Below are 24305 nucleotides of genomic sequence, written 5' to 3'. Positions count from 1 at the left end.
CCGTGGGGCGCGTCGACCGATCCAGCGCATCCTTCCGGAAAATTCCGATTTCAGCAATTGCATTTCTGGTGAAATGCGCCGATGGCAAGAACACCTCTGCACGAATTGGACGACGCGGCCTGGCGCCTGCTGCGCGCCCTGCAGCACGATGCGCGCGCGCCGCTGAAGACGCTGGCCGAGGCCGCGGGCCTCTCGGTGGCCGCGACCGCGGAGCGGCTCAAGCGGCTGCAGGAGGCGGGCATCGCGCAGCGCTTCACGGTCGAGCTCGATGCGGCGCGGGTGGGCTATCCGGTTCGCGCCATCATCGGCATCACGGCCACCCAGCCCGGCAAGAAGGCGCTGCTGGAGCGCCTGCGCAAGGCGCCCGAAGTGCTCGAATGCCACCACGTCGCGGGGGCCGATTCCTATGTCATGACCGTCGTGGCCACCAGCCTCGCGGACCTCGAGCGCTTCATCGGCACCATCAACGGCTATGGCGAGACACGCACGTCCATCGTGTTCTCCACGCCCATCGCGCGGCGCGAGCTGGTGCCGCCCGGGTCCGCGAAGCGCGCTTGACGCGGGGCAGGGCGGCCACCGTCCAAAGCCCTCTAGAATGCGAACGATTCTTATCCCCCGGTTTGGCCGGGTCGTTCGCACCGTGTCCGTCACCTCGCCTTCGTCCACCCCGGCCTCCATCGACGCCATCTACCGCGCCCACCATGGCTGGCTGCTCGGCTGGTTCCGGCGGCGCCTGGGCGGCGCATCGTGCGCGGCGGACCTGGCGCACGACACCTTCGTCCGGCTGATGCTGTCGCGCGATGCGCTCGCGCTGGGCGAGCCGCGCGCTTTCCTGCGCACGCTGGCGCACGGCGTGGTGGTGAACCACTGGCGCCGCCAGGACATCGAGCGCGCCTGGCGCGAGGCGCTGGCCGTGCTGCCCGAGCCGATGGCGCCTTCGCCCGAGGAGCGGCTGATGGCGCTCGAGGCCCTGTGCCGCATCGACGCCATGCTCGACCGCCTCAACCCCAAGGCGCGCTCTGCCTTCCTGTTGTCGCAGCTCGACGGCTTGACCTATGCCGAGATCGGCACGCAGCTGAAGGTGTCGGAGCGCATGGTGAAGAAGTACATGGCGCAGGCGATGCTGCAATGCCTGCTGCTGGCCGAGCAGCCATGAGGGCGACGCCACCGTCGTCGTCGAGCGCGCCGGCCTTCGAGGACCTGCAACAGGCCGCTGATTGGTTCGCCGTGCTGCAGGCCGGAAGCCTCAGCGAAGCCGAGCGCCTGCAGTGGCAGCGCTGGCTCGACACCGGCCCGCGCCAGCGCGCCGCCTGGCAGCGCGTCGAAGCGGTGGCGGGCGAGTTCGCCGGACTGGCCGGGCTGCCGGCACGCCGGGCGCTCGAAGGCCGCGGCGCGGCCGCGAGCGCGCGCCGTCGCACGGCGCTGCGTGCGCTGGCCGTCGCGCCGGTCGCGGGCCTCGTGGCCTGGCTGGGCGCGGGGCCACTGCCCTGGCGCGGTTGGGTCGCGGCGCACCGCACCCAGACGGGCGAGCGACGCGAGATCGTGCTGGCCGACGGCAGCCGGCTCTGGCTCAACACCGCCACGGCGCTCGACGTCGACTTTTCGGGCAGCCTGCGCCGCATCGTGCTGCACCAAGGCGAGGTACTGGTCACCAGCGGCCATGACGACACCCATGCATCGCGGCCGCTGGTGGTCGACGTGCCGCAGGCGCGGCTCAGGGCGCTGGGCACGCGCTTCGCGGTGCGGCACGCCGAGGACGGCGATGCAGTGCGGCTCGCGGTGTTCGACGGCACGGTCGAGGCGCGGCCGACCGCCGGCGGTGTGCCGCGCACGCTGGCCGCGGGCCAGCAGGCCCGGGTGTTCGCCGACCGCGTCGACGCGCCGGTGCCGGTCGCACCCGAGGAAGACGCCTGGACCCGCGGCATGCTGGTTGCCGACGGCATGCGACTGGGCGACTTCATCGCCGAGCTGGGCCGCTATCGCCCGGGCTACCTGGGCTGCGCGCCCGAGGTGGCCGGGCTGCGCATCGTCGGCGCCTATCCGCTGGCCGACACCGAGCGCATCCTGGCCGCGCTGCAGGCCACGCTGCCGGTCAAGGTGCACCGGCCCATGCCTTGGTGGACCGTGGTCGGGGCCGGGCCGGCGCCGGTGAAACGCTGAAGAAAAAAATTCGCACCTGGAGGTTCCCTTTTGGCGCCGTCGATTGGCATCACAGGAGACAACCCTTCTGTCTTGCCTGAAAGCCGCCCGCCATGCCTGCGTTCCAGAACCGATCGACTTCCTTTCTTGCCCTGCGCGTGCTCGCGCGTTCCCTGCAGGCCGTGCTGGCCGCGTTTCCGGTGGCGGGTGCGATGCACGCCGCACCTGCGCTGGCGCAGGCCCCCGCGGCCGAGGCGCGCGACTACGCGATCGCGCCGGGCCCGCTGGGCACGGTGCTGAGCCAGTTCGCGGGCCAGGCCGGCATCCTGCTGTCGACCGATGCCTCGGTCACGGCAGGCCTCTCGAGCGTCGGCGTGCGCGGCCGCTTCACGGTCACCGAAGGCCTGTCGGCCGCGCTGGCCGGCAGCGGCCTGCAGGCCACGCGCACCGGCAATGTGTACGGCGTGGCACGCCTGCCGGCCGCGCCCGCGCCCGCGCCCGAGGCGCGCTCGAACGGCGACGCGTCCTCCCTGCTTACCGTGGTGGTCACGGCCCGGGCCGGCGAAGAGACCGGCAAGAGCCCGGTCGCGGGCTTCGTCGCGCGGCGAGCCACGGGCGGCACCAAGACCGACACCCCGCTGCTCGAGACCCCGCAATCGGTCTCGGTCGTCACGCGCGACCAGATGGATGCGCAGGGCGCCACCACGCTGGTCGAGAGCCTTCGCTACACGCCCGGCATCGTCGCGCAGTACGGCAACACCGACCTGCGCTACGACTGGCTCACGCTGCGCGGCTTCACGCCACCCGCGCGCTACCTCGACAACCTGCGCCTGCCCTTCGGCGCGCGCGGCTATTCGCAGCCACGCATCGAGCCCTGGGGCCTGGAGCGCGTCGAGGTGGTCAAAGGCCCGTCGTCGGTGCTCTACGGCCAGGCCACGCCGGGCGGGCTGGTGAACATGGTGAGCAAGCGCCCCACGACCGAGACCGTGCGCGACGTCGAGATCCAGGCTGGCAGCCACAACCGCCGGCAGCTGGCCTTCGACCTCGGCGGCGCGCTCGATGCCGACGGCGTCTGGAGCTACCGTCTGGTCGGCCTGCACCGCGAGGCCGACACCGCCTATGACTTCGTCTCGGAGCGCAAGACCTACGTCGCGCCTTCGCTGACCTACCGTCCCTCGGAGGCCACGCGCATCACGCTGCTCGCGCACTGGCAGTCGCTCGACTCGCCCGGCGGCGGCGGCGCGCCTTCCCTGCCGGCCGCCGGCACGCTCGACACCAGCCGCTATGCGGCGCTGCCGCGCAGCGCCTTCGTGGGCGAGCCCGGCTTCGACCGCTACGACAACCGCCAGCGCTTCATCGGCTACGAGGCCGAACACAAGCTCGACGACACCTTCACCGTGCGGCAGAACCTGCGCTACGGCAAGGTCGATGCGCTGAGCCAGCGCGTGCAGGCCTTCTGCCTCGCGGCGTGCAACCCGGCATCGCTGCAGCGCTATGCCTGGGCCTTCCCCGAACAGGCCGACATGCTGACCGTCGACACGCAACTGCAGGCCGACTTCCGCACCGGCGCGCTGCGCCACACGCTGCTGGCCGGCGTCGACTTCTCCAACGAGAAGGCGGCCTTCGACGAGACCAACCTGCGTGTGCTTGCCACACCCTTCAACGCCTACCAGCCGGTGTATGGCCTCGACAGCGGCATCGTGCCCACGGTCGGCACGCACATCGACCAGAAGCGCCGCCAGGCCGGCTTCTACCTGCAGGACCAGATGCACTGGGAGCGCTGGAGCGTGGTGCTGGGCGGCCGCTACGACAAGGCCCACACGGCCACCCGCACGCTGACGCCGGCCAACGGCCGCGTCACCCAGGTCACGCAGAGCGACGGCGAGTTCACCGGCCGCGCCGCGCTGATGTACAGCTTCGACAGCGGCGTGGTGCCCTACCTGAGCTACTCGACCTCGTTCCAGCCCGCGGCCGGCACCGACCGCCTGGGCAACGTCTTCGAGCCGACGCAGGGCAAGCAGACCGAAGTTGGCGTGAAGTATCAGCCCGTGGGCTCGAAGGCGCTGTTCACCGCCGCCGCCTACGAGCTCACGCAGGCCAACGTGCTGACGCCCGATCCGCTGAGCCGCTCCTTCAGCGAGCAGACCGGCGAGGTGCGCGTGCGCGGGCTCGAACTGGAAGCGCGCGGCCCGATCGCGCGCGGCCTGGACCTGATCGCTTCCTACGCCTACACCGACAGCCGGGTCACGCGCGCCAACCCCAATGCCTCGGGCGCCAGCACGCTGGGCAAGCGCTTCGCCTACGTGCCCGAGCGCCAGGCCGCGGCCTGGCTCGACTACAGCTTCCAATCGGAGGCGCTGGCTGGCCTGGCCTTCGGTGTGGGCGAGCGGCACACCAGCGCGACCTTCGGCGACAACGCCAACGTCTACCGCGTGCCGGGCGTGACCATGTACGACGCGGCGCTGCGCTGGGACCTGGGCCGCGTGCGGCCTTCGCTCAAGGGCGTGCGGCTGGCGCTCAACATCGCCAACCTCGCGGACAAGGAATACGTCGCCACCTGCCTCGCGGCCGCGGGCTGCTACTACGGCGAAGGCCGCAGCGTCTACCTGACGGCTGGCTACAGCTGGTAAGGGCAGGCAGCGCCGGCCGCGCCGGCCGCCGGCTGCAGCTCAGCCGGCGGCCGCCCGCGGCGCGTTCACCGGCTCGAACACCGCCGTGTTGTCGCGGAGCCAGCGCTCGGACAGGCCGCTGTCGTGCTGCGACGGATGAAAATCTGCGCGGAAGTAGGCGCGCCAGGCCGGGACGTTGCCGCGCAGCAGGCCGTCGCGCCCCAGCAGGATGCGCGCGCCGCTGCGCCAGGTCGCCCACTTCCACAGCTGGCCTTCGTGGCGCAGGTTGGCCACGGTCTGCCGCGCGAGGTCGGCGAGGAACATGGTCGTCACGCGCCGGAACCATCGCGTGCGCCAGGCCTGCGAGCCGCCCGCCGCGCGGTAGAGATCGAAGGCCGTGTTCTTGTGCTCGGATTCCTCCGCGCAATGCCAGAGCCACATCGTCTTCAGCCGCGGCTCGGCGCCGTCGAGCACCTGCGGGCGGGCCAGCAGCCAGTCGGCGAACATCGCGGTGAAGTGCTCGGTCGCGGCGGTGATCGCCAGCGCATGGCGCGGGTCGGCACCATCCAGCGCCTTCATGCGTGCCATGGCGCGCGGCGTCCAGCGATCGACCAGGCCCTGGCGTTCGAGCTGTTCGTTGAACAGCGCGTGGATGCGGCGGTGCGTGGCCTCCTGCCCGATGAAGCCCTTGACCTCGGCCCGGTGCCGCGCCTGCAGTTCAGGCGGCAGCGTCTCGACGGTGTCGCGCACCGCATCGATGAAGAACTGCTCGCCGTAGGGAAAGCTCATGGAGAGCGCGTTGAAGAACGCGGTCGAGAAGGCATCGCCGCCGCACCAGTCGCGCGCGAAGGGCGGTTGCAGGTCGATGAGCAGGCGGCGGACGACGAGATCGGTCATGGCGGTACGGTGTGTGGGCTGGCCAATGGATGCTGGCAGGTGTTGGTACGGTTGCGTACCGTCATCGTGAGCGACCGATCTGGTACTGTCAAGTACCAACCCCTTCGACAATCAGGCCGCATGACGTCCACCGACACCGCCTCAGAGCACGCCGAACTGCAGCACGCGCATCACTACCGTTTGCTCGAAGGCATGGCGAAGGCGGTGGCGGCCAAGGGCTATGCCGACACGACCATCGCCGACATCGTGCGCGAGGCCGCGGTGTCGCGGCGCAGCTTCTACGAGCATTTCGCGACCAAGGCCGACTGCCTGATCGCGCTCTACGAATCGGCGAGCGAGCAGGCGCTGATGGTGCTGAGCGCGGCGGTCGATCCGCTGCAACCGTGGCAGACACAGGTCGAGCATGCGGTCACGGCCTACCTCGATTTCCTCGCGCAGGACCCGGTGCTGCTCAAGACGCTGTTCGTCGAGATCCTGGGCCTGGGTCTGGCCGGCCTAGCGGTGCGCCGCAAGGTCAACGCGCAGATCGCGAGCTTCGTGGCGCTGGCCACCGGCTCGGAAGGCGGCGCGCGCCTGTCGCCCGAACTCGCGATGGCCGTGGTCGGCGGCATCAATGAGCTGATCCTGCAGGCCGTGGAGCAGGACCGCTCCAGCGACCTGCGCGCGCTGGTCGCGCCGGCCACGCGCTTGATCCGCGCCGTGGCCGAGCCGCGCTGATCAGCGTGCCGTGCCGATCGCCGTGATGCGGTCGGCCGCGGGCGGCACGAGCGCCGGGTGGGCCTGGAGGTAGGCCTCGAAGGCGTCGATGTCCAGGTCGCCGCCGAGCACCTCGGTGCCCTGGTTGAACACCGTGAAGTTGTCGCCGCCGCTGGCCAGGAAGCTGTTCATGGTCACGCGGTAGGCGCCGCCGTCGGCCAGCGGCACGCCATTGAGCGCCATCCCGTCGATGCGCTGGCCAGCCGGCCGCGACAGGTCGTAGCGGTAGCGGAAGCCGCGCGAGGGCAGCAGCACGCGCGGCGTGGCCACGGTGTTGGTGCCGCTGGCGAACTGCTGCTCGAGCAGGGCGCGGATCTGCGCGCCCGTCAGCGTCTTCACCACCAGGCTGTTGCCGAAGGGCTGCACGCTGAACAACTGGCCGTAGCGCAATTCGCCGCTCGCTCCGGGCACCAGGTCCGCGCGCACGCCGCCCGGATTCATGAACGCGATCTGTGCGCCGCCCTTGGCCGCGGGCGCCGTGGCCGCCAGCTGCGAGTCGGCAATCAGGTTGCCCAGCACGCTCTCGCGCGACGCCGTGAGCGCGCGGGGGGCCGGTGCCGTGAGCCGACCCACCACGCGCTGCACCAACGGTGCCGCGACCGCGCGGTAGCGCGCGATCAATGCTTCGATGCCGGCATCGGCCGCGAAGCGCGGGTAGTGCTCGCTCAGCGCCACCGTGCTCGCGCCGCGCGTGAAGGCCTCGCCCTGGACGATCCGGTTGTTCGCCGACTTCGCAGTGACCTTGCGCGTCGTCGTGTCCACCACCAGGTCGATGTCGGTGAGCAGCGTGCCGTACTGGCCTGCGCTGGTCAGCAGAAAGGGCTTGGCCGGATTGATCCGGCCGTAGTCGCAGACGTAGGCGCTGTGCGTGTGGCCGGAGATCACCACGTCGACACCCGCGTCGAGCCGGTCGAGGATCGGCCGCACATTGCCGCTGAGCCCGGCACAGGTGTTGTCGTTGTAGCCCCCGGTGGTCGTGCCGCCCTCGTGCATCACCACCACGATCACGTCGGCGCCCTGTGCGCGCAGGCCGGGGATCAGCGCATTGGCCGTGTCGGCCTCGTCCTGGAACGCGAGCCCCGCCACGCCCGCGGGCGTGACCGCGGTCGGCGTGGCCTTGAGCGTCAGGCCGATGAAGCCCACCGTGACTTTCGCGTCGCCCTGCCTGAAGGTCTTGAGCCCCGTGGCCGGGAACAGCGTGGTGCCGTCGCCTTTCACCGTGTTGGCCGCGAGAAAGCCGAAGTTGGCGCCCCCGAAGGCGGCGTTCACCTGGCAGGGCGCGAGCGCTGTGTACTTCGCGCAGCCGCCATGCTGCATGCGCAGCAGTTCGGCCTGGCCCTTGTCGAACTCGTGGTTGCCGACCGCATTGAAATCGATCTGCATCGCGTTCACCGCCTCGATGGTCGGTTCGTCGAGGAACAGCGCCGACACCAGCGGCGAGGCGCCGATCATGTCGCCGGCCGATACCACGGCATGGTGCGGGTTCGCTGCTTTCAGGGCTGCAATGGCCGAAGCCATGTACGCCGCACCGCCCGCCGGGACGGCCACCGTACCGCCGGTGGCGGAGGGCGCCGCGATGGCGAGCTTGGGCGGTTCCAGGTTGCCGTGGAGGTCGTTGAAGGCGATGAGCTTGAGGGTCAGCGACGAGCGGACGGTGGCGCCTGGGGCCGCGCCTGCGTCTGCTTCTCCGGGAGGCGTGCTGCAGGCGACCAGCGCCGTCATCAGCAGGATGCCGACTGGCCAAGGCTTTCGCCAGAGCAGGCGCATCTCCAAACTCCAATGTGGGGGAAGACCGATGGTCGGAAGGGCGCGTGACCGCGTGATGACGCGTACGCTTCGCGTGTCGGATTTTTGCATGGCAGCAATGGCCAGGCGATTCCAACGAGATGCATGCCTTCGTACCGGCGTGTCCCGCAGCAAACAGCGCGGGACACTTGCATCGATGGGACGCGAAGCGGTTCTGTGGTCTCATGCGTTCGATCGTTTGCGCGTATGCCCAACCCATAAACCAGCGAAAGGAACCCAGGACCATGGGACTGTTCGATTTCCTGAAGAAGAAGCCCGCCATGCCGGCGACCCTGGAAGCCGGCATGGCCTCGCAGGCCAACGACTTTGTCGACGCGTTCTCGCATCCGGACGCGCCCATCGACAGCGCGCAGCTCGACTACACGGCCGCTTCGCTGGCCCTGGTCGACCGTGTGCTCGACGATTTCTTCAAGCAGCAGGCGCCCTTGCCCGACGACCTTCACTTTCTGGCGTCGGCTTATGTGTTCGAAGTGGCGCGCCGAGAGTTCGGCGGACGCTACCTGCGCGGCGACGAGGAAAACCCCTTCGTGCTCGTCATCGGCCAGGGCGATGCGGAGGTGGGAGTGTGCGTGATGGGCAAGGTGCGCGGACGCGCCGTGAACGGGCCGGAGGACGACCTGGGCTTCTTCTATGCCGGCATCGCTCCGGTGGTGGCGCGCGGAGTGAGCGCCACGCTGATCTGAAGGCCGCGCCGTGGGCCACACCGTACACGCGGTGGCACCCGACAAGAAGGCCGGCGACTGGGTGCACACCGCCATCCACGACTTCGAGGGCGCACAGACCTACAGCGAAAAGCCGGGCCACCGCTTCACGCTGAACGCCAACTTCGCCGACGTGAAGCCCGAGGCCTATGACGCACTGGTCATTCCCGGCGGCCGTGCGCCCGATTACCTGCGCATGCACAGCCGCGTGGTCGAGATGGCCAGGCACTGGGCCCTCAGTCCTGTGCCGGGGCCGGGGGCCGCACGCTTTCGCGCGCATAGGCTTCGATCAGCGCCGGGAAGGCCTCCATCGCGGGCAACTGGCCGAAGCTGTGCACCGCGGGCGTCGACGCCCAAGGCAGCTTCTCGTCGGTCCAGGTCTCGGCGAAGGGCACGAACCATCGGTGTTCGTCGAGCATCGTCGGGCGCAGATTGACGAATTCGTCCATGCCCTCGATGCGCGTGAACATCCAGCTCTTGCAGTGCGGGCAGCAGTAGTGGTGCAACGCGCCATGCAGGCCGCCGAGCACCGGCTCGCCGGCGGTGATCTCGAAGCCCGGCGTGGGGATCGCGATCGACAGCGAGAAGGCACTCGCGCTCATTCGCTGGCAGCCCGTGCAATGGCAGGCCATGGCCAGCAGCGGCGGTGCGCTGACGCGCAGCCGAACCTGGCCGCAGCGGCAGCCGCCTTCCCAGGGGAGTTGCCAGTCGTCGGTGGGGCGTGCGTGGTCGGTCGGTGTGGTCATGCAATGTCTTGCTCGGAAGTGGGGTGTGGATCGGCGAGGCGCGAGAAACTGCCCTCGATCGACCGGACCCCCGAAGCGTAGCCGCCCTCGAAGCCGACATGGCCACCGTGCGCTTGCGCGATGGCCTGCAGCAGCACGCGGCGACGGGCCTGCGCGCGCGCCGGTGCCGCCTTCGGCTCGTCCGCGGCCGGCGCGGCGTCAGCCGCTCCCTCGGCATGGACGGCCATGCGGAAACGATCGCCCGCGACCTCGCTGATCACGATGACCCGGACCGGCGCCGCCGCGCTGCAGAGCTCTTCCAGCGCCAGGTTCAGGAACTGCGCCATGCGTGCTGGATCGCCCATGCAGTCGCCATCGCCGAGCCGGTCGTGCTCGACCGCCACGCCCGGCACGATGAACCGACAGGCATCGAGCGCATCCCGCACGATGGTGTGCAGCGCGCAGCGCACCGGCGAGACCGGGAGCGTGCGTCCCGCGGCCAGGCGCGTCAGGTCATCCAGTTCGACGACCAGGGCTTGCGCCCGTTGCGCGGCGTTGTCCATGTGCGCCAGCACCGCGGAGGGCGGTTGTTGTTGCTGCTGCTGCGAGGCACCGTCGCGCCGGCCCAGCAGTTCGAGCCCCAGCTGGATGGCGGACAGCGAATTGCGCAGGTCGTGCAATGCGAGGCTCAGCATCGGCTCGACGGCGGGCCCGGTGGCGGTTTCCTTCGATGGCCGTGTGATGCGCGGGAGCGCGGTCGAGCCGACACCCCAGGCAGAGCGCGCCCACGATGCAGCCGAAAAAGAAGTAGAAGTCGAAGATGGCGACACGGCAGTGGCACCCGCCTGAGCGGGTGGACCCGGCACACCGTCGACGGGGGCCGGGGCCGGGGCCGGGGCCGGGTCGGCATCGACGGGTCGCATGGAAGCAGGCATCGGGACTTTCCCCGCAGGGCGTTGATGAGAAGAAGGCAGGGGGCCTCGAGGGCAACTGCGTCGAAACCCATGCCGCAGCCGGTGTCCCGACCGGTTCATGCTGAGGTCGGCGGCGCAGCCCGTTTGTAAGAGTTCGTCACCGCGCTTGTAGGATAGGCGACCGCCGGTGTGCATCGTGTCCGGCGGCCACCGCTTGACATCCCGCCGCATGCCCTGATGTGATGAAGCCGTGCCTCTCGCCGCCTTCCGCCCTGCCGTCGCCCGCTGGTTCCAGCGGACCTTCCCCGCCCCCACCGCGGCCCAGGTCGCCGCGTGGCCGGCGATCCGGGCGCACCGCGACACGCTGGTGGCCGCGCCCACGGGGTCGGGCAAGACGCTGACCGCTTTCCTGGCTGCGCTCGACGACCTCGTCGTCCGGGGGCTGGAGGACGACGGCTTGCCCGACGAGACGGTCGTGCTCTACGTCTCGCCGCTCAAGGCGCTGTCCAACGACGTCAGGCTCAACCTCGAGGCGCCGCTGGCCGGCATCCGGGCCGAGCTGGCGGCACTGGGCCTGCCCGACGTCGACATCCGCACGGCGGTGCGCACCGGCGACACGCCCCAACGCGAGCGGCAGCAGAGCCTGCGCAAGCCGCCGCACATCCTCGTGACCACGCCAGAATCGTTGTATGTGCTGCTGGGCTCGGTCTCGGGCCGCAAGATGCTCTCGACGGTGCGCAGCGTGATCGTCGACGAGATCCACGCGGTCGCGGCCAGCAAGCGCGGCAGCCACCTGGCGCTGTCGCTGGAGCGGTTGCAGGCGCTGTGCGACACCCGCCCCGTGCGCATCGGCCTGTCGGCCACGCAGAAACCCATCGACGAGGTGGCGCGCTTCCTAGTCGGCGCGGGCGCGCTGCGGCCCGACGGCTCGGCCGACTGCACCCTCGTCGACATCGGCTATGCCAAGCAACGTGATCTGGCGCTCGAATTGCCACCCACGCCGCTCGAGGCCGTGATGTCCAACGAGCAGTGGACGCAGGTCTATGCGCGCGTGGCCGAACTCGTCTGGCTTCATCAGACGACGCTGGTCTTCGTCAACACGCGCCGCATGGCCGAGCGCGCGGCCCGGCATCTGGGCGAGATCCTGGGCAAGGAGGCGGTGGCCGCGCACCATGGCAGCCTGTCGAAGGAAACGCGGCTCGAGGCCGAGCAGCGTCTGAAGCGCGGCGAACTCAAGGTGCTGGTCGCCACCGCCTCGCTCGAGCTGGGCCTGGACATCGGCGACGTCGACCTGGTCTGCCAGCTGGGCTCGCCGCGCTCGATCGCGAGCTTCCTGCAGCGGGCAGGGCGTTCGGGCCACGCGGTGGGCGGCGTGCCCAAGGCGCGGCTCTTCGCGCAGTCGCGCGACGAGCTGGTCGAATGCGCGGCGCTGCTCGACTGCATCCGCCGCGGCGAACTCGATGCGCTGCGCATACTGCCCGCGCCGCTCGACGTGCTGGCCCAGCAGATCGTGGCCGAGACCGCCTGCCGCGAATGGCACGAGGATGAACTCTTCGCCCTGGTGCGCCGTGCCTGGCCCTATGCGCAGCTGACACACGCGCGCTTCATGGAGGTGGTGCGCATGGTGTCCGAGGGCTTCACCACGCGCCATGGTCAGCGCGCCGGTTATGTGCACCGCGACGCGGTGAACCACCTGCTGCGCGAACGCAAGGGCGCGCGCATGACCGCGCTGACCTCCGGCGGCACGATCCCCGAGACCGGTGACTACACCGTGATGCTCGAGCCGCAGGCCGACAAGATCGGCACGGTCAACGAAGACTTCGCGGTCGAGAGCCTGGCCGGCGACGTGTTCCAGCTGGGCAACACCAGCTACCGCATCCTCAAGATCGAGCCCGGCCGCGTGCGCGTGGAAGACGCGCATGGCGCCGCGCCCAACATTCCCTTCTGGCTGGGCGAGGCGCCGGGTCGCAGCGACGAGCTGTCCTTCGGCGTGTCGCGACTGCGCGAGGAGGTGGCGCAGGCGCTGGCAGACGGCGGGCGCGAGGGCGCGATCGCGTTGCTCACGCAGAGTCTGGGCCTGGACGAAGAGGCCGCGCGCCAGATCATCGAACACCTTGCGCACGCCGCGGCCGTGCTGGGCACGCTGCCCACGCAGCGCACGCTGGTCATGGAGCGCTTCTTCGACGCCTCGGGCGGCATGCAGCTGGTGATCCATTCACCCTTCGGCAGCCGGCTCAACCGCGCCTGGGGCCTGGCGCTGCGCAAGCGCTTCTGCCGCACCTTCAACTTCGAGCTGCAGGCCGCGGCGACCGAGGACGCGATCGTGCTGTCGCTGGCCACCCAGCACAGCTTTCCGCTCGACGAGGTGGCGCGCTACCTGCATTCGAACTCGGCGCTCGACGTGCTGGTGCAGGCGCTGCTCGACGCGCCGCTGTTCGGCGTGCGCTGGCGCTGGAACGCGACCACCGCGCTCGCGCTGCCGCGCTTTTCCGGTGGTCGCAAGGTCGCGCCGCAGTTGCAGCGCATGCGCTCCGAAGACCTGCTTGCGGCCGTGTTCCCCGACCAGGTGGCCTGCGCCGAGAACCTCGTGGGCGAGCGCGACATCCCCGAGCATCCGCTGGTCGCGCAGACGCTCGACGACTGCCTGCACGACGCGATGGACGCCGAGGGCTGGCTCGCGCTGTTGCGTCGCCTGGAATCGGGCGAGGTGCGCATGCTGGCGCGCGACCTGCCGGCCCCGTCGCCGCTCGCGATGGAGGTGCTGAACGCGCGGCCCTACGCCTTTCTCGACGATGCGCCGCTGGAGGAGCGCCGCACGCTGGCCGTGCAGAACCGGCGCTATACCGACCCCGAGAGCGCCGACGACGTGGGCCAGCTCGATGCCGAGGCCATCGCCAGCGTGCGCGAGGAAGCCTGGCCGCAGCCCCGCGGCAGCGACGAGATGCACGAGGCGCTGGGCATGCTGGGCGCGGTGAGCGACGACGAGGTCGCGGCGCATGCCGACTGGAAGCCATGGCTGACGGCGCTGGCCAAGGCGGGCCGTGCGACGCGGGTGCTCGTCGAGGGCAAGGGCCGCAGCGCCCGCGGCCTCTGGGTCGCGGCCGAACGCCTGCCTTTGCTTCAGACCCTCGCGCCCGAGGCGCCGACGCAGCCTGCCATCCAGGCGCCCGCCGATGCCGAGCGCCACGAGGACCGCGACGCCGCGCTGCGCGAACTGCTGCGCTCGCGGCTGGGCGGTCTCGGTCCGATGACGGTGGCGCAACTCGCAGAACCGCTGTGCCTGCCGGTGGCCGATGTCGAAGCCGCCTTGCGCGCGCTGCAGACCGAAGGCAGCGTGCTGCAGGGCCGCTTCACGCCGGGCACCGAGACCGTCGAGTGGTGCGAGCGCCATCTGCTCGCGCGCATCCACCGCTACACGCTCAAGCGCCTGCGTCGCGAGATCGAACCGGTGGAACCGCGCGACTTCGCGCGCTTCCTGTTCGAGTGGCAGCACCTGGGCGCAGCCTCGCGCGTGCGCGGGCCCGAGGCGTTGTCGGGTGTGCTGTCGCAACTCGAAGGCTACGAGGCGCCGGCACCGATCTGGGAGGCCGAACTGCTGCCCGCGCGCGTGGCCGACTACGCGGGTGCCTGGCTCGACGACCTGTGCACCGCCGGCCGCGTGCTGTGGACGCGGCTGCGGCCGTCGGCGAGCGAAGGCCGCAAGGGCGCGGGCAGCCTTTCGCTGCGCGCCACGCCGGTGGTGCTGTTGCCGCGCCGCAGCGCCGCGCTGTGGACCGGTCTCGCGCCCGCGCCGATCGACGACGACACGCTGGGCTCGCGCGCTGCGCGCGTGGCCGCGCACCTGCAGCAGAACGGCGCCTGCTTCTTCGACGAGATCGCGGGCGGCACGCGGCTGCTGCCGGTCGAGATCGAGGAGGCATTGACCGAACTGGTGGCCAAGGGCCGCGTGCGTTGCGACAGCTATGCCGGGCTGCGCGCGCTGTTGGTGCCGGCCTCGAAACGTGCCTCGGCCGACACGCGGCGGCGCCGCCGCGTGCCCTTGTTCGGCATCGAGGATGCGGGGCGCTGGACGCTGGTGCGCCCGCCGACGAAGGACCACGCCAGAGACACCGCGGAACCGGCTTCGCCGGGCCGCCGGTCTCGCCCCCTTGAGGGGGAGGCGGCTGCACGAAGTGAGCCGCATCGGGGGTGGGCCGATGAACAGGTCGTCCACGTGCTGCTGCGCCGCTACGGCGTGATTTGTTGGCGCCTGCTCGAACGCGAGGCCGCGTGGCTGCCGCCCTGGCGCGACCTGGTCCGTGTGTGCCGAAGGCTCGAAGCGCGCGGCGAGATCCGCGGCGGCCGCTTCATCGCGGGCGTCACCGGCGAGCAGTTTGCGCTGCCCGAGGCGGTGGCCGCGATGCGGCAGGTGCGGCGCACGCCGGGCGACGGCGCCTTCATCGTGCTCGCGGCCAGCGACCCGGCGAACCTGCTGGGCACGATCGTGCACGGCGCCAAGGTGCCGCGCGTCGCGGGCTCGCGCGTGTTGTGGCGCGACGGCCTGCCGATCGCGACCAGCATCGCGGGCGAGGTCGCGTGGCTGGTGTCGCTCGATGCGGCCGAGGCGCAGGCCGCGCACCGTGCGCTGGGCGGGGTGCCCTCGCTCAGCGCGGCGCTGGAATGATGCGTTCGGCCTCGAGCCGGCGGAACAGGTCGAAGAAGGCGTCCGGCGTGCTCTGGTAGTCGAGGAAGCCGGCCTGTCGACTCTTCGTCATGTCGGCCAGCACTTCCATCGGCCGGCCCAGGTCGGCGTCGGTGTGCCACCAGGAGGCCAGCTTGCCGATGTCGGGCTCGGCGAGCTGATACCGGGCCGCGATCCCGGCCCATTGCGCGGGCGCGTCGGCCGTGCGCTCGGCCAGCGGGCGCGTCGTGCCGTCGAAGGGCGCGGCCTCGATGCCGAAGTACGCGGCCAGGCGCGGCCACAGCCATTTCCAGCGGAACACATCGCCGTTCACGACATTGAAGTCGGCATCGTGGCCGCCCGCGTGGGTCGATGCCCAGGCAAGGTGCCGGGCCAGCAGGCGCGCATCGGTCATGTCGGTCAGGCCGTCCCATTGCGCGGCCGAGCCGGGGAAGACGAAGGGCTGGCCGGTTTCCCTGCACAGCGTGGCGTAGACCGCCAGCGTCACGCCCATGTTCATCGCATTGCCCACCGCGTAGCCGATGATGGTGTGCGGCCGGTGCACGCTCCAGCCGAAGCCGTGGCGCGCGGCCGCTTCGAACAGGCGGTCTTCCTGCGCGTAGTAGAAGTTGTCGACCGGCTGGCGGCCCTGTTCCTCGCGGAAGGGCGTGGTCGGCACCACGCCGGTGGCGTAGGCCTCGAACGGGCCGAGATAGTGCTTGAGCCCGGTGACCAGCGCCGCATGGCCACCGCGCAGCGACGGGCCGACCGCATCGAGCACGTTGCGAACGATGGCGCCGTTGACGCGGATGTTCTCCTTCTCGTTGGCCTGGCGCGACCAGGCTGCGAAGAAGACATGGCTGAACGCGGTGCCTTGCAAGGCGCTGCGCAGTTCATCGGGCTGCGTCAGGTCGGCCGTGATCGGCACGCAGCCCGACGCGACGGCCGTGCGGCCGCGCGACAGTCCATGCACCGACCAGCCATCGGCCAGCAGGTGCTCCGACAGTGCATTGCCGATGACGCCGCTGACGCCGACGATGAGCGCTCTGTTTTGCATGACCAACCTTCGGAAGACGGAAGCGGCGAAGCCTACGCGTTTCGCGCCGTTCGCCGCGACGGTCGATGCCTTGACCTTGCGGCGCGAGACAGGACTCCAGCAGCGGCACTAGACCATGAGCCTGGGCGTGTACTGCTCGGCTTTGGGGGCCTTGGGCGATGGATCGCAAGCGGTCAGGGCCAGTGCGGCCACACAGGCGATGGCAGTCAGGACGATGTGTTTCATGGAGGACTCCTCGGCGACGTTGCGTGGGTGGGCGCGCTCAGTGCGCGTCCTTCCGGGGCTTGGCGGTCTTGGCGGACTTCTCGAAGTCTTCCTTGTCGGGAGCGCCAGGCGAACCCGGTTTGCGCATGTGCTCGCCACTCCCGTTCTGGATGCGCTCCTGCTTGGCGTGGATGTTGGCATACAGGCCTTTTTTCTTCGCGGGCATGGTGGGTCCTTCGAGTGGCGGTGGCGCTCACTCTAGAAGGGGTCGCAGGGCGCTGCGCCCGATAGGACCGCGTGCGGACGTAGGAGAGCCGGCGGGCCCTCTAGTGAGGTAGCGGCTTCGGACTGAGCGTGTAGACCAGCGCGCCGAGCAGCACCATGCCCGTGGCACACAGGAAGATGCCCGAATAGGTGCCGGCCGCGGTCCAGCCGTTGCGCAGGCTCGCGTCGGCGATCAGGCCGAAGAACCACGAGGTGGCGGCCGAGCCCAGAAAGACGAAGGTGTTGAGCACGCCCAGCCCGCGTCCCCGCAGCGACTGCGGCACCAGCCCGCGGCCGTGCGCCATGACCATCGGATGCACCATGCCGACGGTGGCCAGCAGCGTCAGCAGCAGCACGCCGGGCAGCAGGCCGGCGTCGGGAAAGAGGGCCAGCAGGGTGCCGCTGGCCATCGACATCAGGGTCCAGCAGAGCAGGGTGGTCTTGATCGAACTGCGCCGCACGAGCACCGGCAGCAGCAGCGCGGTCAGGAACCCTCCGAGGCTCACGAAGGCCAGTGCCAGCCCGCGCGCGCCCGCATCGAGCCGGAACACGTCGGCCAGGTACGGGCCGCCCCAGGCGTTGCGGAAGGTGGTGCCCGCGGCCAGCGCCACGCACAGCGGGATCAGCGTCCAGAGCGCGGGCACGGTCAGCAGGCGCGCGCTGCCCATGAGCAGCGCGCCGGTGGGTTCGTGCCGCGCTTCGGCATGGCCTTCGTCACGGACGCCGCGCCACACGCCGATGCAGGCCAGCAGCATGAAGATGGCGGCCAGCGCCATCGCCGGGCGCCAGCCGATGCTGTGCGCGGCCCAGCCCAGCGGCACGGTCGCGCACAGCGCGCCGACCATCGAGATCGCATTGGCGCGGCCGACCACCGTGGCGTAGCGGTGCACGGGCAGCTGTTCCGAGGCGTAGTGCATGAGCCCCATGAAGACCGGGGCGCAGGCCAGCCCGAGCCCGACCTGCGCGACCATGGCGGTCGCGCCGTTGGGCGCCACCACGAAGAGCAGCGCGGCGATCACGCCCACGGCGCTCAGCAGCCGGGTCGGCGCGCCGACGCCGTAGCGGTCGAAGGCGACGCCGATCGGGATCTGCGCCACCGCAAAGGCCAGGAAGAAGCAGGACGACAGGGTGCCGAAGCCCGCGGGCGACAAGCCGAGGTCGTGCTGGAGTTCGGGCGCGATGACCGCAAGGCAGGTCCGGAAGAACTGGCTGAGGGCGAAGGCGAAGGTCAGCGCGCGGATGCCGCGCGTGGGGTCGGAAGAGGGCATGGAGAAGGAGAGGCGCGCGTCAGCCGCCGAGCATAAGCGTTCCCGGTTTGGCGCGCTGTCGCGGCAGCGCGAGAATCACGCCCATGAACCGCCTGACCCTCGCCATCCTCCCCTTCGCCATCGTCCTGAGCTTGTCCTCGGGCGCTTCGGCCGACACCCTCAAGAAGCCGCAGCTCGATGCACTGGTGGCCACGCCCGCGCTGCGGAAGGCGCCGGACTTCCCGCGCTTCCTCGCGCAGGCCGCCAAGGCCGACCCCAGCCTGAAGCGCGCCGCCGCGGCCTATGCGGCCAAGCGCCCGCTCGCCGGCGACGATCTGGTCAACGTGAGCCGTGTGCTGGGCCTCTACAACCGGCTGCACCATCACGACGCGGTGATCGCCACCATCGGCGAGATGGTCGCGATGCCCACGGTGCGCGCGGCCGACGTGCCGCCGCACGAGAGCCCGGCCATTCAAGAGATCGGCCGCAAGATCGAGGCCATGGCACGCGACTTCGGCCTGCAGTACCGCAACGTCGACAACCGCATCTTCGAGGTCAAGCTGCAGGGCAGTGGCACCGAGGAGTTCGGCATCCTCACGCACGCCGACGTGGTGCCGGCCAACGCGGCCGAATGGGTGCTCGACGACGGCACCAGGCTCGACCCCTTCAAGCTCACGCGCGTGGGCGACTATCTGTATGGCCGCGGCACCATCGACGACAAGGGCTCGATCGCGGCCGTGCTCTATGCGATGAAGGCGGTCAAGGACAGCGGCCTGCCGCTGGCGCGCACCATCCGGCTGATGGTCGAGACCACCGAGGAGACCGGCGGCGATGCGATGAAGTACTACCGCGAGAAGACCACGCTGCCCGCCCACAACATCGTGCTCGACAGCAAGTACCCGGCGGTGGTGGCCGAGAAGGGCTCGGGCGCGCTCAAGGTCTCGTTCGCGGGCGGGCCGGCCGATGCCTCGGCGACGGCTGTCACGGCGATGACCGGCGCGCCGTCGGCCAATGCGATTCCGCAGACCGCCACCGCGAAGCTGCAGGGCGGCGACCTCGCGGCCGTGGCCATGAAGCTCGAGGCGGCCAAGGCGGCCTTCGTGCAGAAGTACGAGGGACAGGGCGGCAAGTTCGGCATCGACGTGGCACGCGGCGCCGACAGCATCGACCTCAAGGTCACGGGCGTCTCCGCCCACGGCTCGCGCCCGGAGGAGGGCGTGAACCCGGTGCCGCGGCTCGCGCTGTTCCTGCAGGAGGCCGGCGTGCCGCTGGCCGACAACGGCTACGCGCGCGCAGCCCGGTACATCGCCACGCTTTACGGCCCCGGCTACCTGGGCGAACGCATGGGCGTGGGCTACCAGGACGACTTCATGGGCCCGCTGACGCTGTCGCCGACGCTGATCCGCGGCGCCGCCGACGGCAAGGTCGACGTCACGGTCAACGTGCGCATGCCGCGCGGCCGCACGCCCGATGAACTCAAGCAGCTGATCACCGAGAAGATCGGCGCCTGGTCCGCGAGCGCGGCGATCCCGGCCGAGGTGGCCTACGACCAGGGCAACTGGATGGCGCGCGACCCGAGCGGCGCCTGGCTGTCGACGCTGCTCAACATCTTCGGCGACACCACCGGCCTCGAAGCCAAGCCCGTACCCACGGCCGGCAGCACCACGGCCAAGCTCATGCCCAACGCCATCAACTTCGGCCCGGCCATGCCCGGCAAGAAGTACACGGCGCACAACGCCAAGGAGTTCAAGGAAGTGGTCGACCTCGACGCCGACATGCAGATGTTCACCGAGATGCTGGTGCGCATCGGCAACCTGCCGCGCATGCAGTAGCCGTCGCGCAGTTCAGCGCGGCGCCATGCGCTGGTGGTGCGCGCGCAGCCCCTGCACCGCCAGCAGCACGAAAGCGCCGATCACGCCATGGAGATGCGCCACGGCGACGATCCGGCCGCCGATCTGCCGCTCCTCGGCCGCCGCGGGGCCGGCGATCAGTTGCCAGGTCATCCAGCCCAGCACCGTGGCCAGGCCGAGCCCTGCGATGCGGTCGCCCCGGGCCGCGGCCGGCGCCAGGCCCAGCACGAACAGGCCATAGAGCACGCCCGACAGGCCGACGTAGTGCGACAGCTGCGGCGAGAAGGCGAGCAGCAGCAGCGACACGCAGCCGCCGAGCCACAGCCCGTCGCACAGCAGCCGTCGCACGCCGAAGCGTGCCGGCGCGATCCAGGCGCAGAGCAGCAGGCCGCAGGCGTTGAGCAGTGCATGGGCCCAGCCCAGGTGCACGAGGTGCGCGGTGAAGAGCCGCCAGAGTTCCCCGTGCAGCAGCGCCTCGCGCTCGTAGCGCAGCAGCAGCCTCGGCGCATCGCCGGCCGCCTGCAGCGCGACGAGCAGCAGCGCCGCAAGGGCCGCATGCGTCAGGGCGCGTCCCGGCGTGGCCTCAGGCATGAGGCTCGGGACGCCGCCAGAGCCAGGCCAGCACGCAGGCCATCGAGCCGATGCCCAGGGCCGCGAGCCAGGGCTTGTGCGCGGTCAGCAGGATCACGACTGCGCAGAAGGCCATCGCCGCGGTGGCGCTCCACTTGGCGCGGCGGCTCACGGTGCGGCCGTTTTCCCAGTCGCGCAGGATCGGGCCGAACAGTTTGTGGTCGAGCAGCCAGCGGTGTAGCCGCGGCGAGCTGCGTGCGGCCGCCCAGGCGGCCATCAGCACGAAGACGGTGGTCGGCATGCCCGGCACGATCACGCCGATCACGGCCAGCACCAGGCACAGGCCGGCGAAGGCCAGCAGCAGCCAGCGCGCGACGAGCGGCAGCGGGGGGCGCTGCGGTGGCGGCACCGGGGTTTCGGCGTTGCGGTTCTGTTCGACGGACATCACGGTCGATTGTGTTCCTTGTGGAGCGCGCACCGGCTCAGCGCAGCACGCGCAACGCGATCGCGCCGTGGCGGTTGCCGATCAGGTTGAGCACGTGGGCCAGCGCGTCCTCGCGTCCGGCTTCGGCCTGCGCCTCGCCGCGGAAGCGCAGCTGGCCGGCGGTCCATGCGCCCTGGCCGCGGAGTTGCAGCGGACCCTGCAGCGTGGCGAGCGTGAAGCGCAGCGGGCCCTTGCGCGCGCCGGGCGTCGCGTCGCCGTCGAGCTCGAAGCGGTAGCTGCCCAGCGGGCGCAGCGCCGAGATGCGCGACGAGACCGATTCCGCGGTGAGCGAGAGCCGGCCGTCCAGCTGCATCCGGCCGTGCTGCCGGCGCAGGTGCAGCGCCTGGGTCGACACCCGCAGCCGGCCCTCGAAGCCCAGCGTGTTCCACGGCGTGCCCAGGCCTTGCACCACCTCGACCGGGCCGTGCCAGTCGAGCGCGGCCAGCCGCAGGTCGGCGCCGCCCGGGCCGATCGCGATCCGCGCCTGCGCAGGCCGGTCGAGGCAGCAGCTCTGGTCGATCGCGAGCCTGAAGCCGGCGGCGAGATCCGGGCGCTCGGGCATCGCGGGCCGCAGCCGCCAGTGCGTGCGTCCGGGCAGGGCGCGCAGCCCGTGGCTGCCCGGACCGGCCGCGAGGCTCAGCACGGCCGAGCCGTTCCAGAGCGTGCCGCGCACATCGGCGAGCCGCAGGCGTTCGCCCGTGGCGCGTTCCACGGCGGGCGTGAGCCAGCGCGCGGGCAGCTGCAGGCCGAGCGTGGCGAGTGCGCCGCACAGCGCACCGGCCGTGGCCCAGGGCCACAGGCGGCGCGTGGGGCGCGCGCCGTGAGAAGAACCCGGCAGCGTCAAGCCGCGGTGTCCAGCGCGAACTGCGCCGCCAACAGGTCGCCGAAGCGATCGTAGGCGGCCACTGCGCCGGCGATCACGCGCTCGTGCACGTCGGACAAGGCCGGTGCATCGAGCGCCTCGACGAAGCGCTTCCACACGCGCGCCCGGCCTTCCGGATAGGCCGCGAGGTTGCGTGCGCCGAATTCGGCCGTGAGGCCGAGCTTGTCGCCCACTTCCTTGAACAGGAAGGCCGCGCCCAGCGTCGAGCCTTCCGACACGTAGAGCCAGCCCAGCGCCTCGGGCATCGTCACGCCCTCGGTCGCGAGGGCATCGGTGGGCACGCGGGCCTCGAGGTCGTGCAGGTCGGCCAGCGAGGCCTCGGCGCGGCCGCGCTCGGCCAGGTCGGGCACGGCGGCCTGCACCTGCGCATCGGCGAACAGGTGCTCGACGTCACGCTGGAACACGTACTGCGCGGCGACGAAGCGCGCGTACTGCGCGCGGCTCGCGAAGGGGTCGGCCGTGGCCATCAGCGCGTGCATGCGTTCGTGCTGGGGGGCGGTCTCGTGCTTGAGGCGCTGCGACAAGGCGGAAGAAGAAGTGGTGGTCATGTCGTGGAGGTCGTGGTCGTGGGGAAATGAAAGGATCAGCCGCGCCGCGCGAAGCGGCGGGCCAGGCCGAGCGCGGCCAGCGGCAGCAGCAGCCAGGGGCTCAGCGGGCCGCCGCCGTCGCTGCGGTTGTCGTTGCGCTCCCAGGTGCCGGTGCCCGAGCCGTCGGAGGTCGCGGGCGGCGCCACGGTCACGGCCTTGACGGTGATCGACACCGTCTGCACCGCGGCCGGCCCGCCCGCGTTGCTCTCGCAGCGCAGCGTGAAGGTGTTGACGCCGGTCTTGTTCAGCGCGCCCGACAGCGGGATCTGGCTGCCTTGGGTCTGCTGCGCGCCGCGCCAGGTGTCGCCGTTGCTGCCGCTGGCGGTGCAGCTGGCGGCGTTCTGCGTGGCCCAGCTCAGGGTCGGGCGGTCACCGATCAGCGCGCTCGAAGCCGAGGCGGTCAGCGGCGTGGTGAAGCTCACGCTGGGCAGCGGCACGTCGATCGAGAACACGGTGCCGTTGCCGGTGGTGTCGGGCGATGCGGGGTTGATGGTTTCGCCCGGTCCGCCGCTGGCCGTCGCGCCGTAGAGCTTCTGCACGCCGTCGACCGAGGTGCCCAGGCTCAGGCCCACGGGGCGCGCGCCTTCGACGGCCACGTCGAAGCGGTGCAGCACTTCATAGCTGTCGTCCGCGCGGTCGGCCTTGCTGCCGACGACGACGCGGAACAGCGTGCCTGCGCCCGAGGGTGTGGGCAGGCCCGTCGCGGACCTGGACAGGCTGGAGCCGTCGCGCGCGGTGGTGCCGTAGATGTTGCCGTCGGCGGCCAGCACCAGCGGGCCGTTGGGCGTGGCGCCGTCGGCCTGCGCCGTTTCGTCCTTCGCCAGCGTGTCGGCGCCTCGGAAGCGGTGCAGCACGGTGAAGCTGGCCGGGTCGTCCTTCTTCACGCGCCACAGCGTGCCGCCATAGCGCAGGTCGTTCACGCCGCCGGCGGTTGGGGCGTTGGCGTAGCTGGTGCCGTAAAGCCACTCGCCGGCCTCGACCAGCGCGCTGTAGCGGTCGCCCACCGAGGTCGGCGCGCCATCGCGGTTGCGCAGGAAGGTGTGCAGCACCTTCACCTTGTCGGCGGAATCGAGCTGGCCGTTGTGGGCCGCGCCTTCGTCGAGCGCGGCCTGGTCGATCTTCACCAGGGTTCCGAAGGCCCGACCTGCGTTGTCGCTGGCCTGGGTGCTGTCGAACACGCCGGCGGCGCCGACACTGGTCAGCACGTAGAGCGCCTGGTCGGTTCTGCTCCAGACGCTGGCCACCGGAGCGCCCCCCTTCTCGTGCAGCTGCAGGCGGCCCACGACGGTGAAGAACTGACAGAAGTCGAAGGCCTTGGCATAGCTGCCGTCGGGGTTCATGCGCCACAGGCCGGCGGCGAGCGATCCGTTCGCGTTGCAGGTGCTCGGCCCGTCGCCGCCGCCGAAGTACACACGCTTGTCGTCGTCGATCGCCAACTGGCCGCGTGGGCGCACCGGCGGGGTCGGCAGCGCGGTCGCCACGTTGGCCTTGAGGCTGAACATGGCGGCGGTCGAGCCGAAGGGATTGGCGCTGGTGTCGTTGGCGACGTTGGACGAGCCGGCGCCGCCGTAGAAGTTGCCTGCCGCGTCCTGCACCAGGGTGGTCGTCGATTTGGAGATGTCGCCCAGCAGCCGGGCCTGGTAGCCCGTGCCCTTGAGTGCGTCGAGCCGGTAGCTCACGCCCTGTCCGAGCACGAAGGTCAGCGGTGTGCCGCCGTTGAAGGTGTGGCCTTGCAGCTGGCCGCTGCCGTCTTTTGCCAGAACCGGCGGCACCATGGGCATGCCGCCGAGTTGGGCCGTGTCGGCGGTGCCGGTGAAGCGGTGCAGCACGGTGGGCTTGAAGGCCATGCCCGTGGTCTGGGCGATGGCGGGCAACGCGGCCAGGCTGGCGAAGGCCAGCGCGGTGAGCAGCAGGGGCCGCGATCCGAAGGAGGGCGTGGACGAATTCTTCAT

At 70.9% G+C, this 24305-nt stretch carries 20 protein-coding genes and 1 pseudogene; 9 read left to right on the top strand and 12 right to left on the bottom strand.

From position 1 onward, the window contains the following. Positions 1–81: 81 nt before the first annotated feature. The 4 genes from ACSFBC_RS13355 to ACSFBC_RS13340 all read left to right on the top strand — a co-directional run bounded on the left by ACSFBC_RS13355 (position 82) and on the right by ACSFBC_RS13340 (position 4769). Positions 82–558, top strand: a complete 477-nt coding sequence (locus ACSFBC_RS13355; protein ID WP_435510814.1) for an Lrp/AsnC family transcriptional regulator — start codon at positions 82–84, stop codon at positions 556–558. Positions 559–640: 82 nt separating this feature from the next. After that, complete coding sequence (locus ACSFBC_RS13350) at positions 641–1156, top strand: sigma-70 family RNA polymerase sigma factor (protein WP_435510813.1); 516 nt, start codon at positions 641–643, stop codon at positions 1154–1156. Next, entirely contained in the window at positions 1153–2160 is a 1008-nt protein-coding gene (locus ACSFBC_RS13345; RefSeq protein WP_435510812.1) for a FecR domain-containing protein, read from the top strand. Before ACSFBC_RS13350 ends, ACSFBC_RS13345 begins: the two co-directional genes overlap by 4 nt. 92 nt (positions 2161–2252) lie before the next feature. Beyond that, the gene (locus ACSFBC_RS13340; RefSeq protein WP_435510811.1) at positions 2253–4769 is read left to right on the top strand and encodes a TonB-dependent siderophore receptor; all 2517 of its coding nucleotides are present in this window, start codon (positions 2253–2255) and stop codon (positions 4767–4769) included. Positions 4770–4808: 39 nt separating this feature from the next. Here the strand turns inward: ACSFBC_RS13340 and ACSFBC_RS13335 are convergent, their stop codons facing one another. Beyond that, a complete protein-coding gene (locus ACSFBC_RS13335; protein ID WP_435510810.1) occupies positions 4809–5645 on the bottom strand; it encodes a metal-dependent hydrolase in 837 nt (278 codons plus the stop codon). A 120-nt stretch (positions 5646–5765) separates the two neighbouring features. Between ACSFBC_RS13335 and ACSFBC_RS13330 the strand changes: the two genes are divergently transcribed. After that, positions 5766–6362: a TetR/AcrR family transcriptional regulator gene (locus ACSFBC_RS13330; protein ID WP_435510809.1), complete on the top strand. Its 597-nt coding sequence runs from the start codon at positions 5766–5768 to the stop codon at positions 6360–6362. On the opposite strand, the gene ACSFBC_RS13325 is transcribed toward ACSFBC_RS13330, so the two are convergent. Beyond that, positions 6363–8123, bottom strand: a complete 1761-nt coding sequence (locus tag ACSFBC_RS13325) for a bifunctional metallophosphatase/5'-nucleotidase (RefSeq protein ID WP_435511175.1) — start codon at positions 8121–8123, stop codon at positions 6363–6365. It lies immediately after the preceding gene. Between the two features lie 308 nt (positions 8124–8431). On the opposite strand from ACSFBC_RS13325, the gene ACSFBC_RS13320 reads away from it, so the two are divergent. Both ACSFBC_RS13320 and ACSFBC_RS13315 read left to right on the top strand, forming a co-directional pair. Further along, positions 8432–8890, top strand: coding sequence for a hypothetical protein (locus ACSFBC_RS13320; RefSeq protein ID WP_435510808.1), 459 nt, complete (start codon positions 8432–8434; stop codon positions 8888–8890). Positions 8891–8897: 7 nt separating this feature from the next. Beyond that, positions 8898–9140: pseudogene (locus ACSFBC_RS13315) on the top strand (DJ-1/PfpI family protein); the annotation flags it as partial. A gap of 4 nt (positions 9141–9144) precedes the next feature. On the opposite strand, the gene ACSFBC_RS13310 reads toward ACSFBC_RS13315, so the two are convergent. Both ACSFBC_RS13310 and ACSFBC_RS13305 read right to left on the bottom strand, forming a co-directional pair. Next, on the bottom strand, positions 9145–9654 hold the full coding sequence (locus tag ACSFBC_RS13310; protein WP_435510807.1) for a GFA family protein: 510 nt from the start codon (positions 9652–9654) through the stop codon (positions 9145–9147). Then, the gene (locus tag ACSFBC_RS13305) at positions 9651–10328 is read right to left on the bottom strand and encodes a histidine kinase dimerization/phospho-acceptor domain-containing protein (protein WP_435510806.1); all 678 of its coding nucleotides are present in this window, start codon (positions 10326–10328) and stop codon (positions 9651–9653) included. Before ACSFBC_RS13305 ends, ACSFBC_RS13310 begins: the two co-directional genes overlap by 4 nt. 469 nt (positions 10329–10797) lie before the next feature. Between ACSFBC_RS13305 and ACSFBC_RS13300 the strand changes: the two genes are divergently transcribed. Then, a complete protein-coding gene (locus ACSFBC_RS13300) occupies positions 10798–15210 on the top strand; it encodes a DEAD/DEAH box helicase (protein ID WP_435510805.1) in 4413 nt (1470 codons plus the stop codon). Here ACSFBC_RS13300 and ACSFBC_RS13295 read toward each other — a convergent pair. The 3 genes from ACSFBC_RS13295 to ACSFBC_RS13285 form a co-directional block, all read right to left on the bottom strand. Next, positions 15191–16264, bottom strand: coding sequence for an SDR family oxidoreductase (locus tag ACSFBC_RS13295; protein WP_435510804.1), 1074 nt, complete (start codon positions 16262–16264; stop codon positions 15191–15193). The genes ACSFBC_RS13300 and ACSFBC_RS13295 overlap by 20 nt on opposite strands. Positions 16265–16526: 262 nt before the next feature. Beyond that, positions 16527–16694 carry a hypothetical protein gene (locus tag ACSFBC_RS13290; RefSeq protein WP_435510803.1) on the bottom strand — a complete coding sequence of 56 codons (168 nt, stop codon included), beginning with the start codon at positions 16692–16694 and terminating at the stop codon, positions 16527–16529. A gap of 100 nt (positions 16695–16794) precedes the next feature. Further along, positions 16795–18000 (bottom strand): MFS transporter, encoded by a 1206-nt coding sequence (locus ACSFBC_RS13285; protein WP_435510802.1) that lies wholly within the window; start codon positions 17998–18000, stop codon positions 16795–16797. Positions 18001–18083: 83 nt separating this feature from the next. On the opposite strand from ACSFBC_RS13285, the gene ACSFBC_RS13280 reads away from it, so the two are divergent. Further along, positions 18084–19811: a dipeptidase gene (locus tag ACSFBC_RS13280; RefSeq protein ID WP_435510801.1), complete on the top strand. Its 1728-nt coding sequence runs from the start codon at positions 18084–18086 to the stop codon at positions 19809–19811. A 12-nt stretch (positions 19812–19823) separates the two neighbouring features. On the opposite strand, the gene rrtA is transcribed toward ACSFBC_RS13280, so the two are convergent. Genes rrtA through ACSFBC_RS13255 form a run of 5 tightly spaced genes read right to left on the bottom strand, consistent with a single transcriptional unit; the run spans position 19824 to position 24305 of the window. Continuing rightward, entirely contained in the window at positions 19824–20420 is a 597-nt protein-coding gene (gene rrtA, locus ACSFBC_RS13275) for a rhombosortase (RefSeq protein ID WP_435510800.1), read from the bottom strand. Continuing rightward, on the bottom strand, positions 20413–20844 hold the full coding sequence (locus ACSFBC_RS13270) for a YbaN family protein (RefSeq protein ID WP_435511174.1): 432 nt from the start codon (positions 20842–20844) through the stop codon (positions 20413–20415). Before ACSFBC_RS13270 ends, rrtA begins: the two co-directional genes overlap by 8 nt. Before the next feature lie 37 nt (positions 20845–20881). Then, positions 20882–21727 carry a type II secretion system protein N gene (gene gspN, locus ACSFBC_RS13265; protein WP_435510799.1) on the bottom strand — a complete coding sequence of 282 codons (846 nt, stop codon included), beginning with the start codon at positions 21725–21727 and terminating at the stop codon, positions 20882–20884. Further along, positions 21724–22314, bottom strand: coding sequence for a biliverdin-producing heme oxygenase (locus ACSFBC_RS13260; protein ID WP_435510798.1), 591 nt, complete (start codon positions 22312–22314; stop codon positions 21724–21726). Before ACSFBC_RS13260 ends, gspN begins: the two co-directional genes overlap by 4 nt. 35 nt (positions 22315–22349) lie before the next feature. Continuing rightward, entirely contained in the window at positions 22350–24305 is a 1956-nt protein-coding gene (locus ACSFBC_RS13255; RefSeq protein WP_435510797.1) for a choice-of-anchor tandem repeat GloVer-containing protein, read from the bottom strand.

The organism is Variovorax frigidus, assembly GCF_051216515.1.
Classification (GTDB): domain Bacteria; phylum Pseudomonadota; class Gammaproteobacteria; order Burkholderiales; family Burkholderiaceae_C; genus Variovorax.
Note: the sequence above shows the minus strand (reverse complement) of the source record. Positions and strands in the feature narration are given on the sequence as shown.

What these genes read in the sequence shown, in the direction of transcription:
- ACSFBC_RS13355 (WP_435510814.1), top strand. Translation starts at nt 82, where the DNA reads ATGGCAAGAACACCTCTGCACGAATTGGACGACGCGGCCTGGCGCCTG.
- ACSFBC_RS13345 (WP_435510812.1), top strand. Translation starts at nt 1,153, where the DNA reads ATGAGGGCGACGCCACCGTCGTCGTCGAGCGCGCCGGCCTTCGAGGAC.
- ACSFBC_RS13340 (WP_435510811.1), top strand. Translation starts at nt 2,253, where the DNA reads ATGCCTGCGTTCCAGAACCGATCGACTTCCTTTCTTGCCCTGCGCGTG.
- ACSFBC_RS13335 (WP_435510810.1), bottom strand. Translation starts at nt 5,645, where the DNA reads ATGACCGATCTCGTCGTCCGCCGCCTGCTCATCGACCTGCAACCGCCC.
- ACSFBC_RS13330 (WP_435510809.1), top strand. Translation starts at nt 5,766, where the DNA reads ATGACGTCCACCGACACCGCCTCAGAGCACGCCGAACTGCAGCACGCG.
- ACSFBC_RS13325 (WP_435511175.1), bottom strand. Translation starts at nt 8,123, where the DNA reads ATGACGGCGCTGGTCGCCTGCAGCACGCCTCCCGGAGAAGCAGACGCA.
- ACSFBC_RS13320 (WP_435510808.1), top strand. Translation starts at nt 8,432, where the DNA reads ATGGGACTGTTCGATTTCCTGAAGAAGAAGCCCGCCATGCCGGCGACC.
- ACSFBC_RS13310 (WP_435510807.1), bottom strand. Translation starts at nt 9,654, where the DNA reads ATGACCACACCGACCGACCACGCACGCCCCACCGACGACTGGCAACTC.
- ACSFBC_RS13305 (WP_435510806.1), bottom strand. Translation starts at nt 10,328, where the DNA reads ATGCTGAGCCTCGCATTGCACGACCTGCGCAATTCGCTGTCCGCCATC.
- ACSFBC_RS13295 (WP_435510804.1), bottom strand. Translation starts at nt 16,264, where the DNA reads ATGCAAAACAGAGCGCTCATCGTCGGCGTCAGCGGCGTCATCGGCAAT.
- ACSFBC_RS13290 (WP_435510803.1), bottom strand. Translation starts at nt 16,694, where the DNA reads ATGCCCGCGAAGAAAAAAGGCCTGTATGCCAACATCCACGCCAAGCAG.
- ACSFBC_RS13285 (WP_435510802.1), bottom strand. Translation starts at nt 18,000, where the DNA reads ATGCCCTCTTCCGACCCCACGCGCGGCATCCGCGCGCTGACCTTCGCC.
- ACSFBC_RS13280 (WP_435510801.1), top strand. Translation starts at nt 18,084, where the DNA reads ATGAACCGCCTGACCCTCGCCATCCTCCCCTTCGCCATCGTCCTGAGC.
- rrtA (WP_435510800.1), bottom strand. Translation starts at nt 20,420, where the DNA reads ATGCCTGAGGCCACGCCGGGACGCGCCCTGACGCATGCGGCCCTTGCG.
- ACSFBC_RS13270 (WP_435511174.1), bottom strand. Translation starts at nt 20,844, where the DNA reads ATGTCCGTCGAACAGAACCGCAACGCCGAAACCCCGGTGCCGCCACCG.
- ACSFBC_RS13260 (WP_435510798.1), bottom strand. Translation starts at nt 22,314, where the DNA reads ATGACCACCACTTCTTCTTCCGCCTTGTCGCAGCGCCTCAAGCACGAG.
- ACSFBC_RS13255 (WP_435510797.1), bottom strand. Translation starts at nt 24,305, where the DNA reads ATGAAGAATTCGTCCACGCCCTCCTTCGGATCGCGGCCCCTGCTGCTC.